Below are 11,766 nucleotides of genomic sequence, written 5' to 3'. Positions count from 1 at the left end.
ATGTTTGGTATTTATGCTGCGTTATCGCCTATTCATGGGGAATAACCACACTACATAGGCTCCGCCTTGCCTAAAAACCAAACATACTGCTGCAAATTCACCCACCAAAGATCAACACGCCCTAGTATATTTAAGTAAGCGCTTAGCTTTGAAAATTAAGCAACCGCTTGCTCTAAAATTTCGCGGCTTTCTTTAAGCGTAATAGCTTGGTTTTCACCAAGAGCAACCATGCCGTGAGCTTCAAGTTTGCCAATAATATTGTCAATAGCAGCGGCTTTATCATCGCCATGTTCAGTAAGCTGGGTCGCTACGTCGAGGCTATGGTAAAACGCCTCAATTGCTGCAATTGTTTTCTCTGCTAAGTCTTCAGATTGCTCAAGACCAAATACGTTTTTACCCATTTGCTCAAGCTTTGCTTTTTTAACTGCAAATTGGTTACGTAATAAAGAAGGCTGAACAATAGCAAGTGAACGTGCATGATCAACACCGTAAGCGGCTGTAAGCTCGTGGCCAATCATGTGTGTTGCCCAATCTTGCGATACACCAGAACCAATTAAACCATTAAGTGCTTGGTTAGCAGCCCACATAAGGTTTGCACGCCATGCGTCATCTTGGTTTTCAAAGTTATCACCTAAAGTTTTAAGCGTTCTTAAAAGTGCTTCAGCGTAACCTTCTTGAACTAATGCTGTTTCAGGGAATGTTAGGTACTGCTCACAGGTGTGAACCCATGCATCTACTAAACCATTCACAAGTTGGCGCTGCGGTAATGTTTTCATTACATCAGGGTCCATAATCGCAAACTTAGGAAGTACTTCTGGTGATGCAAACGGTAGTTTTTGCTTCGTTGCTTCTTTGCTCACAACTGAGTTTTGGTTAGATTCAGAACCCGTTGCTGGCAATGTTAATATTGCACCGATTGGTAAAGCGCTAGTAATAGTATGCTTACCAGTAGGAATATCCCAACCTTCGCCATCATAAACGGCTGATGCGGCAATGTATTTAACGCCGTCGATTACTGAACCGCCGCCTACGCCTAATACGAAGTCGATATCTTGTTCTTTACAAATTTTTACTGCTTGGTCTAGCACTTCAATTGTTGGGTTAGCGCCAACGCCCGAAAACTCAACCCAGTCAAAGCCTTCAAGTGCTGCTGCAACTTGGTCGTACACGCCGTTCTTTTTAATTGAACCGCCGCCGTACACTACAAGTACTTTTTGATCTTTTGCGATCAAATCAGATAGTGCCGCAATTTGTTGCTGACCGAATTGAATAAGAGTTGGATTTACGTAGCTAAATTTCATTATTTTGCTCCTAGGTGACGGTTAAATACTAAATAGAATGCTTAGTTACTAGCTAAGCCAAATTTCAATGAGTGCATATTAGTAGCAAAACAAACATAAAAAAAGCCCAATAACTCGCAAAAGCTTGCCTAAAACTACCAACGTTGTTATTTTACGCAAAATACACTCAATTAAAGATGCCTTTTATGCCCACCATAGCCAATATGTTGCAACAATACGCCGAGCATAATCAATTACTCAGCTTTGAAGGCACCATGGAAACTATCATTCCAGGCGTGTATTTTCATCGAGCAACTAAAAGCTCGCCGCGCCAGCCGCTTATATATAACTCAGGTATTATTATTGTTGGGCAAGGTCATAAAATAATTCACTTTCCTGAACATCAAATAAAATACGGCGCAGGCGACTACTTAGTCCTTGGTGTACCGGTGCCATTAGAGTGTGAAGCATTTACTGATAACGACTTACCCGTTATGGGCATTGCCATAGATATAAACCCTGCAATGCTACACAAACTCGTTAATCAAATAATGCGGCATAAGCCTCTTTCAGCGTCATCGTCGTCAGCACAAATTGGCGCAGTACAGTCGGCAACTCTAGATACAGCAATGGAGCTCGTTACTCATCGGTTATTAACTGTTTTAAATAACCCCATTGAGGCTGACATTTTTGGCGAGGATATAGTAAAAGAATTGGTATATCACGTACTTTGTGGTCCACAAGGACATACTTTAATAGGGCTTGCTATGCATGATGGGCATTATGCACGTATCGCCCGTACGCTCTCAACTATGCACAGTAGTTATGCCAATCAAATTACGGTTGAAGGGTTAGCTGAAGATGTAAACATGAGCGTATCGTCGTTTCATCGTGCTTTTAGGCAAGTAACGTTTGAATCCCCTCTACAGTATTTAAAAAAAGTACGCTTAGCTAAGGCTAAAGAACTTATAACTACTAGTGGAAGTAAAGCCAACGAAGCTGCATTAAAGGTTGGCTATACCAGCCCATCGCAATTTAGCCGCGAATTCAAACGCCACTTTAATAAAACACCTAGCGAAGTATTAACTCAATTACATAGTTAATTTAACTAATTAACTAATAGCTAAATAGGTGGGCTCTGCTAGTATAAAAAAATGTAGTTGAGCTTGGAAGTGCTTATGGCTGACAAAAAACATCATAAAAATACAGTTCCTAATATTTTACACGGAGGTGCTAAATACGTATTTCTTTTTTTTATTTACTTAATAGCATTTAATAGCAATGCAGGCGATTTTTGCGATATTACCCCCTTAAATAGTCAGTCCTCTCCATCATCTTTACAACCTAATACAACTTCTGAACTTCAGGCAAAACGCGGTACAAACCAATTTCAGCTAAACTGCTTGTTAAAGCGTGGCGGCGTACTTTCGTTTTTGCGCCCAGGTCTTGATGATTTTACATGGCAGCAAAACGGTGTAATAAAGCAACCATTAAAATCGGCACAAGTGGCATTTTTAATGGACTCAGGAAACTTTACAGCCATTATTACAATTGAGTCAAAACTTAACTATACACCACGCTTTAAGTGGCAAAATACACAAGTTTTTTTTAAAGAAACACAGCAACACAATCTCATTATGGGTGCTTTTTATGGGCTGTGTATCACACTCATTTTTTACGTATTTATAATGGGCTACAGGCTTCACGACAAGATATTTAAGCTATACAGCGCTTATATTTTTTGTATTGGCAGCTTTATTTTGCTTCAAGAAGGCCAACTCTATTTATTTATAACTGACCACGTTTCATCACTCCTATTTGATTTGTACTTACTCAGCATAGGTTTAACAGTACTCAGTGCTACATGGTTTATGTGCGCATTACTTGAACTAAACAATAGATGGCCAAAAACAAGTAAGATTTTAAAAATTATGGCCGGTATTGTTATGTGCTTTTCTTTAATAAAAATATTGTTCAGTAACACTTTGATTTGGCAAATAGCTGGCAACATCATGGCTTACGGCTCATTAATTATTGTGACTGTTATTTTTGTTTTAGCGGCACAACAGGCTCGCAAAGGAATACGCGAAGCAACGCTTGTTTTTGTAGCATTGAGCTTGGTGCTCGTAAGCATGATATTTAGAGTATTACTTATTAATCAAAGCCCATTTATGCAACGTTACGGATTTATTTTGGCTTTCGCTGTGGAGTCATTTTTACTAGCAGTAGCTGTTTCTAGGCGTATTAGCCGTATGCGAATCGCACAAAAACGCGCCGAAACCGAAGCCGATTACGATCACCTTTGTGGCATTTTAAACCGCCGTGGCTGGGGTAAAAAATCATCAGAGCTGATTGAGCTGCATGCAAAAAAAGGCGGAGTTTTATGTTTAATGTATATAGATTTAGATGACTTTAAACAGATAAACGACAATTATGGGCATGCCGTAGGCGATGAAGCTTTATGTAAAGTAGCCGCCAGTTTAAAAAGTATCGTACGCACCAGCGATGCAGTCGGCCGCTTAGGCGGCGATGAATTTGTAGTACTTGCCCACTTTTACAGCAAAGCGCAAGTAAGCCCAAAAACACACCATCTAAAAATAGAGTTAGATAAACTCGCCATCACGCATAACGACCTGCCTATTGCTATAAAGGCAAGCATTGGTAGCAGCGTATTTAGTGAGCCTCCTAAAAATATTGACGAAATTTTAAAAGCCGGCGACACCGCTATGTATCATGAAAAACTACAGCGTAAAGTAAAGCCGCTCACTTTAGTTGATGGCTAACTTTAAGTATTTAAAACCGTAGCCGGCTTAGCAAACGGCTTACGGTTTATATAGTGGCTAAAAATAATAGTAAATAACGTTGAGGCTTGTTTGTCACTAAAGGGCAACACTGCCCATTACCGCTAAAATAACCGGAAAGGTAGATGTTAACCCGCTCCACGCAGACCCTATATGCTGTGATATAAACGTAACAAGTAAAATAAAGCCCGTCACTAATATCATTTTACCAAAAGCTCCCAGCGGGCATTTAATGGCTTTGCATCAACTGATATATTTAGCCTTGTAGAGATAATAGCTAAACCGAGTAAAATACAAAGCGAAATCACCCTCGCCACAATAATATTCACTGGTAAAAATAAAGTAATAACGCTAAATACACACCAAATACTCAACGCTGTAAAAAGCGATTTAAGCATTCCAAATCTTCGTGATACAACCAAGTAACTAAAACAAAATAAGCCTATACCGCTCATACCATAAAGAGAGGCCACCGCTGAGTTAGCTGCAAATAATTTACCTTGTTCTAATGCTATAAAATAAGAAATAGGCCAGAGGTAATAGGCAAGCCAGGAACTATGCCGCTAACAAAACTACCAAAGCGTTTTTGGGCGAATGTTATTAGTAAATAAGCAAAGGTGCAATTATGAGTTTAAGCAGCATAAATAACAATAAAATATGAGAGCTGAAATTAAGTCTACGTGTCTATACCTACATTGTAGAGTGAATAAAAATCATGTATGTAGCGTAATTTTTTTACCTGTAAATATTAACTAATTTATCAAAACACTGATTAATAGTTATAAAAAAACCACTTATTAAAGTGGTTTTTTAGCTTAACTTAAACAACAGCATTTATACTTTTTTAAATAAAACCTCTGGGTTTACCATGGTTTTCATTTCAAGCACATTGCCATTTGGATCTTCAATAAAAAACGTTTCTTGCTCAAACTCATCACCAATAAAACGGCGGTATGGTTTATCTAGGTATTCAATACCCGCATCTTCAATACGTGTTTTTAACCCGTTAAATTCATCTTCAGATAGGTGAATCCCAAAGTGAGGTACTGCCACAGCTCCCATATCAACATCATGGCGAACTGTTGGTAGGCGCTCAACGCTTTGGTGTAAGGTAAGTTCATTGCCCCAAAAATCTATATCTACCCAGCGACCTTCTTCACTATTACCCGTTTTACAGCCTAGTACGTCACAATAAAACGCTTTAGCCACTTTTAAATCGCCAGCCGGAATAGCCAGATGCAAACAGTTAGACATAAATAACCCTTGGTTAACACTTTAATACATTAAATTATCGCTATTATACATAATTTGTGATTTATAGAACATTAACAGCAACGCTATTAAGCATATTTAATACCTAAGAGTCATTTAAAAAACACGCTTTTTAAATGTGTAATTACTTATAACATTTATTTGTTAGAGAGTATTAGAAAGCGCAAAAGGATTAGTTTAAAATGCGCCGCTATGATTAAATTCTTACTTTTAAAATTCATTACTTTCTTTTTAGGCTTTGTAGCTTGCTTTGCTATGCACACTACTTTTGCACTGCCTTTAGTAATTTCTGCCGCGCTAACGGGGCTTATTGGCTCTTTTATTCCTTTTCCTGCGCGTTATAAAAACCATCCTTATGCTGCAATTTATGCTGGTAGTTTTGCCGGTATGTGTTCAACCCATTTAATTACCAGTTACTGGGAAATTGCTATTATTTCGCTTATTGGCTCAAGTTTGTATGTGCTTACTATGAATATGTTTACAGGCTTTGGTGGCAAACTTGGCAGTGTCGCTTTTGCAAGCGTGGCACTTTTTGTATTAGCTAAAGGAATCCTACTATGAGTATTGAATACCCATTACTTGTACTGCTTGGTGCTTTTTTAACGTTTTACTTAGCTAAACATAGTCGCTTTGATGGTATAAGAGCATCCTCTTCACTTTCTATTATTGCTTACTTAATTTTTAGCGCATTGAATTTAAACCCCGATTTATACGCGATTATATTTTTTGGCGGTACATTTATTGGCATGAGCGCCCCGCATCGTTTTGGTATTTATACCGTAGCAAGCTCATCTGTTTTGTTTTCAATATTATTTGAATTTCTTGTACCAAAACTTGACGGCTACGGTGGTGCACTAGGTATTAGTGCATTTTTATCTGTATGTATTTGCCATACCTGTATTTTGTTAGGTGCCCCAAGAAGTAAAAAACCACCGCCAGTTCAATAAAAAATTATTGAACTGGTCTAGTTTCTCCCAGCATTCGCTTTAATATAGTAGAGAAATTAGAGTGTAAAATATTCATGTTTTAAGCTGTTCTTTTTCTTTGCAAGTCTGTTAGAATCTTTCGCGAACTTTATTTACCCTAAATAAAGACAATCATATATGGATTTATGAAAATGAAAAAACTAATCGCAGTAGCAGCTCTATCTTTACTTCCTTTCTCAAACGCAATGGCTGACCAAGATATTGGTTGTGGTCTTGGTTCTATGTTATTTGCAGGTCAGCAAGGTAAAGGCGTTAAAATTTTAGGCGCTACAACAAACGGTACTTCTGGTAACCAAACTTTTGGTATCACTTTTGGTACTTTAGGTTGTGATGGTACTGGTACAGTAACTTCTTCAGAAAAAATTGCTTTATTCATTGACGGTAACATGGAGCAACTTGCTCGTGATATGTCAAAAGGTGAAGGCGAAACTTTAGCTACTCTAGCTGAAGCTTGGGGTGTTGCAGATCAAGATAAAGCAGCATTCAACGCGCTTGCTCAAGCACAGTTTTCTTCAGTATTTACTTCTGAAAACGTAACTTCGCAAACAGTTTTAGAAAACCTAAACACTGTTCTTGCAAGTAACGCACAACTTGCTTCTTATACTCTTTCTTAATCAGCTAAATTAGCCGGTTTTATACGTATAAATAAAGCCGCTGGAGTATTTCTCTAGCGGCTTTTATTGTTTAGTGATTATGAAAAAAATATTCTTTGTTTTATCAATTGCGCTGTTTAGTACTTACGTAAACGCTCAAAGTTTTAAAAATGACACCTTAGCAACCGACCCTTACTGGCTCAAATTAGGTCATTACCGTGGGGCCACATTAGGTGGTTGGAAAAGTGAAGTAGATAGTGCTGAGTTTTTTTTATCTCCTATAGGTAAAACAAGTCCACTGGACGAACTTGAAGCCACTATAGCCGCATTTAGTGGTAAAAATACTGACCCAAAAACAACACAATCTCGCTGTCGGTTTCCAGCACGCTATAAATGGCTAAAAACAAAAATTAAAAATAACTGGCCCGCGCTTAATTGCCCAGAGCTTCAAACGTGGCAAAAAATAATAAACCCAAAAGGGGTTACGTTAGTTTTTCCTACTGCATTTATGAATAGCCCATCATCAATGTTTGGTCACACCTTACTTCGTATTGATGCAAAAGATCAGACTCGCCATAAAGAGTTGCTCGCATTTGCGGTTAATTTTGCAGCAGAACCAGACGGCTCAGACAATGCAGCTATGTACGCACTAAAAGGCCTGATTGGCAGCTATCCTGGTAAATTTTCGCTTATGCCGTACTATAAAAAAGTACGCGAATATAATGATTTAGAATCTCGTGATATTTGGGAATACAAACTTAATTTATCTGAGCCACAAGTAGAGCTTATTTTATTGCACTTATGGGAGCTACAATCAGCTACATTTGATTACTTTTTTATTGATGAAAACTGCTCCTACCAATTACTTGCATTATTACAACTCGCACAAGAGGACCTTGATTTAACATCGTCATTTAATATGCAAGCTATTCCATCAGATACCGTTGCAGTACTAAGAAATAACAACTTACTACAATCACCTAATTACCGCCCTGCTTTTGGCACTAAGCTTTACCATTACTCTACTCAAATGACTGACGAACAACTTGATGATGCAAGAGAGTTAATGCAAGGTGGCTCCCTCAATACTCGTAATTACTCACAGTCGCAATTAGTCGCAATATTAGAAATGGCGTATGAATGGTTAAATTTTGAATTTTACGATAAAGCATTAAAGCGTGAAGAAATTGCACCGCGACTAACTAAGCTACTACTAATGCGCAGCAAATATAAAGTAGCTTCGCCATTTACTAAGCCAAGTCGTCCTATTGCTTCTCCAGAGCAAGGTCATGGCTCTTCTAAAGTAACGCTTGGAAGAACTGAGTATGCCCATCAAAGTGACTTAACAAGCTTTGCGTATCGCCTTGCATACCATGATTTATTAGATAGCTCAGCTGGATTTATTCCTGGTGCTCAAATTAGCTTTTTTGATATTGAAGGTGCCATAAGCGATAAGGGTAACACGCGACTTGAGCATTTTTATTTATTAGATGCTATGTCACTTGCACCCGATAACCGCGTGTTTGATAGCTGGTCTTGGAACTTTAAAATGGGCTTTGATCGTCAGCCTAATAATAATATTCAACAAGGTCGTTGGTTTGCTAAAGGTGGATACGGAAAATCAATCGGTAACCCAAACACGTTACACGGCTATTTACTTGGCCAAGTTGAATTTAATAATGGTGACATAACAGACAACCTAACAACAGGCATTGGTAGTGAAGCAGGTGCAATATGGCAAATAAATAACAGTCATAAACTCGCTCTTACAGCAAACATAACATGGTTAATAGATGGCCAAGCAGATAAACACAGTGACTTTGCAATAAAGTGGAATTACTCTTTATCACGTAATTTATCTATACGTACTGAGCTTAAAAACCAACATTGGTATACAAGTAGTACATCGGCTAAATTTGCAATTCAATACTACTTTTAATCAATGCATATACCCACAAGCGCTTAATTATTTTTACAGCGCTTGTCGGTATATAAAACTTTACTCAATACACGTTCAATTTTCACGTCTTTAATTATGCAATAGACTCTCTATATACCTATTCATTTACTTATTTTATACATTTGAGTATATATTTCAGACAAGACCCTTTAAACTCAAAGTATTGTAGTTAGAAAGATTCTCTTATGTATCTGCGTGTTGTAGTTATCATTTTCGTTTTTATTTTTTGCAGTAATGTAGGGGCAGTAAGCCCTCTTACTTTTATTGCCGAAGATTTACATCCTTACCATTTTAAAAACAAAAGCGGTGAAGCTGACGGAGCTTCCGTTGATATTGCTAAGGCTGTTTTAAAAGAAGCAAAGCTACAAGCTAAATTTGAAATAATGCCAATGGCACGAGCCTTTCATCAGCTAGCAGCTAATCCAAACACAATTATGCTCTCTTTATTAAAAACTCCCGCTAGGCAAAGTCAGTTTAAATGGTTAGGAGCGGTATATTTTACTGATGCCTACCTAGTTAGTTTAAAAAGCCACAAAGACGAAGTAACTCATTTAAATCATGCAAAATTTTATAGAGTAGGCACTATTCGTGGATATTTGAGTGCCAAATATTTAATAAAAATGGGGTTTGAAGAAGATAAAAATTTAATACTAGCTAGTTATTATCAGCAGGCATGGCAAATGCTTTATAAGGGTAGAACTGACTTTGTCCTTATGAATACACTTACCTTAGATAATGAACTAAAAATGTCAGGGCTCGACCCAGACTTAATAACTAAACGACTTCATTTAGCTGATTTTCCTTCAATACTCTATTTTGCTGCTAATAATCAGCTTGACGAACAAACAGCAAACTTAATCTCGCAGGCATTAAAAACTATAAAAGTAAGTGGCGAATACCAAGCCATTTTAAAAAAGTGGCAACTCCCTCTTCCTCCTTCTACAAATTAAACCTATTTAAATAAGTATATTAGCAAGCATCAAGCGCTACCAAATATAATGATAAACACCTCTATTTAACAATTTCAAATAACATAATAACGTTAACCAGCCCTATTGGTTAACCAAAACACCATCATTGAAATAACAATTAATTATAAAAAACTACAAATTGGTAAGTTTTAATTTTCAAATTGGTATGTTAGATTGAGATTGAGCGACACCTGTACCGCGCAATTTTTACTTCATCACACAGAGACAATAATGATAAAAAATACATCCACATTTAAACTTACGGCTTTAGCCGTTATCACACCTCTACTTTTTACGGCTTGTTCAAGTACCCAAAGCACTAATCAGCAAAGCGATGCGCCGGTACCTGCAACAAAGTTTGATTTATCTCACTGGAAAATAAATGTACCAGTAGATTTAAACAACGACGGTAAAATTGATGAAATAGATGTAGAAGAAATTCAGACTTACGCACACCCTGATTTTTTCTATCTTGATGATAAAGGCTACATGGTATTTACCTCCCCTAATAAAGCGCTTACAAGTGCTAACTCTACTAATACCCGTAGTGAACTTAGACAAATGATCCGTGGATCAAATACTAAAATTAAAACTAAACACTCTAAAAACAACTTTGCTTTAGCTGTTCACCCGCTATCTGACCGATTTGGTTCTGTTGGTGGAAAGATGGAAGCAACGTTAAAAGTAGATCACGTTGCGCTACGTGCAACTGATCCTGATAAAAAAGCGGCTTACTCGGTTGTTGTAGGGCAAATTCACGCAGGTAAAGATCAGGCACTTATTGATACCAAGCTTGGTTATGGCTGGGGCAATGAGCCACTTAAAATATATTACAAAAAATGGCCAGGGCATAAAACAGGCTCAGTTTTTTGGAACTACGAACGTAATTTACCTAAAACCAATCCTGACCGTAAAGACATTACTTACCCAGTTTGGGGTAATACATGGGAAAACCCTAACGAGCCTGGCAGTGCCGGTATTGCACTAGGTGAAGAATTTAGCTACACGGTAAATGTGTATAAAAATGTTATGCACCTTACATTTAGCGCACAAGGCAAAGAAGACGTTAACTACTCTATTAACTTAGGTAATAACGTAGATGCTTATGGCAAAGTGGACGAAAAAGATCATCCACATGGTTACGCTGCTGATTGGCATTACTTTAAAGCTGGCGCTTATAACCAATGTAGTACTAAAAGCGCGAAAGGTATTTGGTACCCAGGTTGTTTAGGTACTGGCGATTGGTCTACAGATAAACAAAATGGCGATTACGCTCAAGTAAGCTTTAGTAAACTAGAGTTAAGCCCAGCGACACCGCCAACAAAATAACTAGGCTAGTACAGCCTCAGATAAGTAATTTTTTAGTGATGTAAACAGTGGCGTTGGTAGATTATTAATATCGGACCAGCGCCACTTTAAACATTTATTAGGCTCTTTAAGCTCAGGCTCTCCGCCTTCAAAATCAGCTTTTACATACAGCGTAATATAGTGCTGGTTCTCTGCTGTAAAAATATCATTGGTAAAATCAAGCTTAGTAATTTTACTTACCTTTAAACCTGTTTCTTCAAACACTTCTCGTATTGCACATTGCTCAACACTTTCACCAAACTCTAAATGTCCACCAGGTGTTGCCCATGTATTAGCACCATGCGCGCCAATGCGCTCACCTAGTAAAATTGTGTTTTGGTGCTTTATGATAACCGCCACACCAACTCTTACTACGTTACTCATATCGTATTTTCTCTTATTTTTACTGCCCGCCATGCTGAACCACACGCTTTGTGTTGTCAATTTTGTGTTTTTAAAACCAGTGTGTTGATTAACTTTTAGCCGACCAAGGTCGAATAGCTTGCTTGCTAAAAAAAGCCTACATTTTGTAAGGTCTCTCACACACAAATTTAGC

At 37.8% G+C, this 11,766-nt stretch carries 13 protein-coding genes; 8 read left to right on the top strand and 5 right to left on the bottom strand.

Features of this window, described 5'->3' with window-relative positions:
• Positions 1-155: 155 nt before the first annotated feature.
• Positions 156-1,301 (bottom strand): iron-containing alcohol dehydrogenase, encoded by a 1,146-nt coding sequence (locus tag H5087_RS07025; protein ID WP_002962851.1) that lies wholly within the window; start codon positions 1,299-1,301, stop codon positions 156-158.
• A 185-nt stretch (positions 1,302-1,486) separates the two neighbouring features.
• On the opposite strand from H5087_RS07025, the gene H5087_RS07020 reads away from it, so the two are divergent.
• Positions 1,487-2,383 (top strand): AraC family transcriptional regulator, encoded by an 897-nt coding sequence (locus H5087_RS07020; protein ID WP_182671559.1) that lies wholly within the window; start codon positions 1,487-1,489, stop codon positions 2,381-2,383.
• Between the two features lie 75 nt (positions 2,384-2,458).
• On the top strand, positions 2,459-4,063 hold the full coding sequence (locus H5087_RS07015) for a diguanylate cyclase (RefSeq protein WP_182671558.1): 1,605 nt from the start codon (positions 2,459-2,461) through the stop codon (positions 4,061-4,063).
• Between the two features lie 96 nt (positions 4,064-4,159).
• Here the strand turns inward: H5087_RS07015 and H5087_RS20160 are convergent, their stop codons facing one another.
• The 3 genes from H5087_RS20160 to H5087_RS07005 form a co-directional block, all read right to left on the bottom strand.
• Positions 4,160-4,285 carry a hypothetical protein gene (locus tag H5087_RS20160; protein ID WP_259397749.1) on the bottom strand — a complete coding sequence of 42 codons (126 nt, stop codon included), beginning with the start codon at positions 4,283-4,285 and terminating at the stop codon, positions 4,160-4,162.
• Positions 4,282-4,479: a hypothetical protein gene (locus H5087_RS20155; RefSeq protein WP_240915878.1), complete on the bottom strand. Its 198-nt coding sequence runs from the start codon at positions 4,477-4,479 to the stop codon at positions 4,282-4,284. The genes H5087_RS20160 and H5087_RS20155 overlap by 4 nt, the downstream gene beginning before the upstream one ends.
• 436 nt (positions 4,480-4,915) lie before the next feature.
• A complete protein-coding gene (locus H5087_RS07005) occupies positions 4,916-5,335 on the bottom strand; it encodes a VOC family protein (protein ID WP_010554617.1) in 420 nt (139 codons plus the stop codon).
• A gap of 273 nt (positions 5,336-5,608) precedes the next feature.
• Between H5087_RS07005 and H5087_RS07000 the strand changes: the two genes are divergently transcribed.
• The 6 genes from H5087_RS07000 (at position 5,609) to H5087_RS06975 (ending at position 11,192) form a co-directional block, all read left to right on the top strand.
• Positions 5,609-5,914 (top strand): hypothetical protein, encoded by a 306-nt coding sequence (locus H5087_RS07000; RefSeq protein WP_182671563.1) that lies wholly within the window; start codon positions 5,609-5,611, stop codon positions 5,912-5,914.
• Positions 5,911-6,300, top strand: coding sequence for a hypothetical protein (locus H5087_RS06995; protein WP_002962855.1), 390 nt, complete (start codon positions 5,911-5,913; stop codon positions 6,298-6,300). Before H5087_RS07000 ends, H5087_RS06995 begins: the two co-directional genes overlap by 4 nt.
• A 170-nt stretch (positions 6,301-6,470) precedes the next feature.
• Positions 6,471-6,953, top strand: coding sequence for a DUF3015 domain-containing protein (locus tag H5087_RS06990; RefSeq protein WP_002962856.1), 483 nt, complete (start codon positions 6,471-6,473; stop codon positions 6,951-6,953).
• A gap of 79 nt (positions 6,954-7,032) precedes the next feature.
• Positions 7,033-8,871, top strand: a complete 1,839-nt coding sequence (locus H5087_RS06985; protein ID WP_182671557.1) for a DUF4105 domain-containing protein — start codon at positions 7,033-7,035, stop codon at positions 8,869-8,871.
• A 206-nt stretch (positions 8,872-9,077) separates the two neighbouring features.
• Positions 9,078-9,842, top strand: a complete 765-nt coding sequence (locus tag H5087_RS06980; protein WP_182671556.1) for an ABC transporter substrate-binding protein — start codon at positions 9,078-9,080, stop codon at positions 9,840-9,842.
• 252 nt (positions 9,843-10,094) lie between these two features.
• Entirely contained in the window at positions 10,095-11,192 is a 1,098-nt protein-coding gene (locus H5087_RS06975; RefSeq protein WP_039490305.1) for a polysaccharide lyase family 7 protein, read from the top strand.
• Here H5087_RS06975 and H5087_RS06970 read toward each other — a convergent pair whose 3' ends face one another.
• Positions 11,193-11,594: an NUDIX hydrolase gene (locus H5087_RS06970; protein WP_182671562.1), complete on the bottom strand. Its 402-nt coding sequence runs from the start codon at positions 11,592-11,594 to the stop codon at positions 11,193-11,195.
• Positions 11,595-11,766 lie beyond the last annotated feature (172 nt).

Origin of the sequence: Pseudoalteromonas sp. SR43-7, assembly GCF_014163785.1 — a bacterium.
GTDB classification, from domain to species: domain Bacteria; phylum Pseudomonadota; class Gammaproteobacteria; order Enterobacterales; family Alteromonadaceae; genus Pseudoalteromonas; species Pseudoalteromonas distincta.
The sequence above is the reverse complement of the archived record's forward strand: the minus strand, read 5'-3'. Positions and strand labels throughout refer to the sequence as shown.

What these genes read in the sequence shown, in the direction of transcription:
- H5087_RS07025 (WP_002962851.1), bottom strand. Translation starts at nt 1,301, where the DNA reads ATGAAATTTAGCTACGTAAATCCAACTCTTATTCAATTCGGTCAGCAA.
- H5087_RS07020 (WP_182671559.1), top strand. Translation starts at nt 1,487, where the DNA reads ATGCCCACCATAGCCAATATGTTGCAACAATACGCCGAGCATAATCAA.
- H5087_RS07015 (WP_182671558.1), top strand. Translation starts at nt 2,459, where the DNA reads ATGGCTGACAAAAAACATCATAAAAATACAGTTCCTAATATTTTACAC.
- H5087_RS20160 (WP_259397749.1), bottom strand. Translation starts at nt 4,285, where the DNA reads ATGATATTAGTGACGGGCTTTATTTTACTTGTTACGTTTATATCACAG.
- H5087_RS20155 (WP_240915878.1), bottom strand. Translation starts at nt 4,479, where the DNA reads ATGCTTAAATCGCTTTTTACAGCGTTGAGTATTTGGTGTGTATTTAGC.
- H5087_RS07005 (WP_010554617.1), bottom strand. Translation starts at nt 5,335, where the DNA reads ATGTCTAACTGTTTGCATCTGGCTATTCCGGCTGGCGATTTAAAAGTG.
- H5087_RS07000 (WP_182671563.1), top strand. Translation starts at nt 5,609, where the DNA reads ATGCACACTACTTTTGCACTGCCTTTAGTAATTTCTGCCGCGCTAACG.
- H5087_RS06995 (WP_002962855.1), top strand. Translation starts at nt 5,911, where the DNA reads ATGAGTATTGAATACCCATTACTTGTACTGCTTGGTGCTTTTTTAACG.
- H5087_RS06990 (WP_002962856.1), top strand. Translation starts at nt 6,471, where the DNA reads ATGAAAAAACTAATCGCAGTAGCAGCTCTATCTTTACTTCCTTTCTCA.
- H5087_RS06985 (WP_182671557.1), top strand. Translation starts at nt 7,033, where the DNA reads ATGAAAAAAATATTCTTTGTTTTATCAATTGCGCTGTTTAGTACTTAC.
- H5087_RS06980 (WP_182671556.1), top strand. Translation starts at nt 9,078, where the DNA reads ATGTATCTGCGTGTTGTAGTTATCATTTTCGTTTTTATTTTTTGCAGT.
- H5087_RS06975 (WP_039490305.1), top strand. Translation starts at nt 10,095, where the DNA reads ATGATAAAAAATACATCCACATTTAAACTTACGGCTTTAGCCGTTATC.
- H5087_RS06970 (WP_182671562.1), bottom strand. Translation starts at nt 11,594, where the DNA reads ATGAGTAACGTAGTAAGAGTTGGTGTGGCGGTTATCATAAAGCACCAA.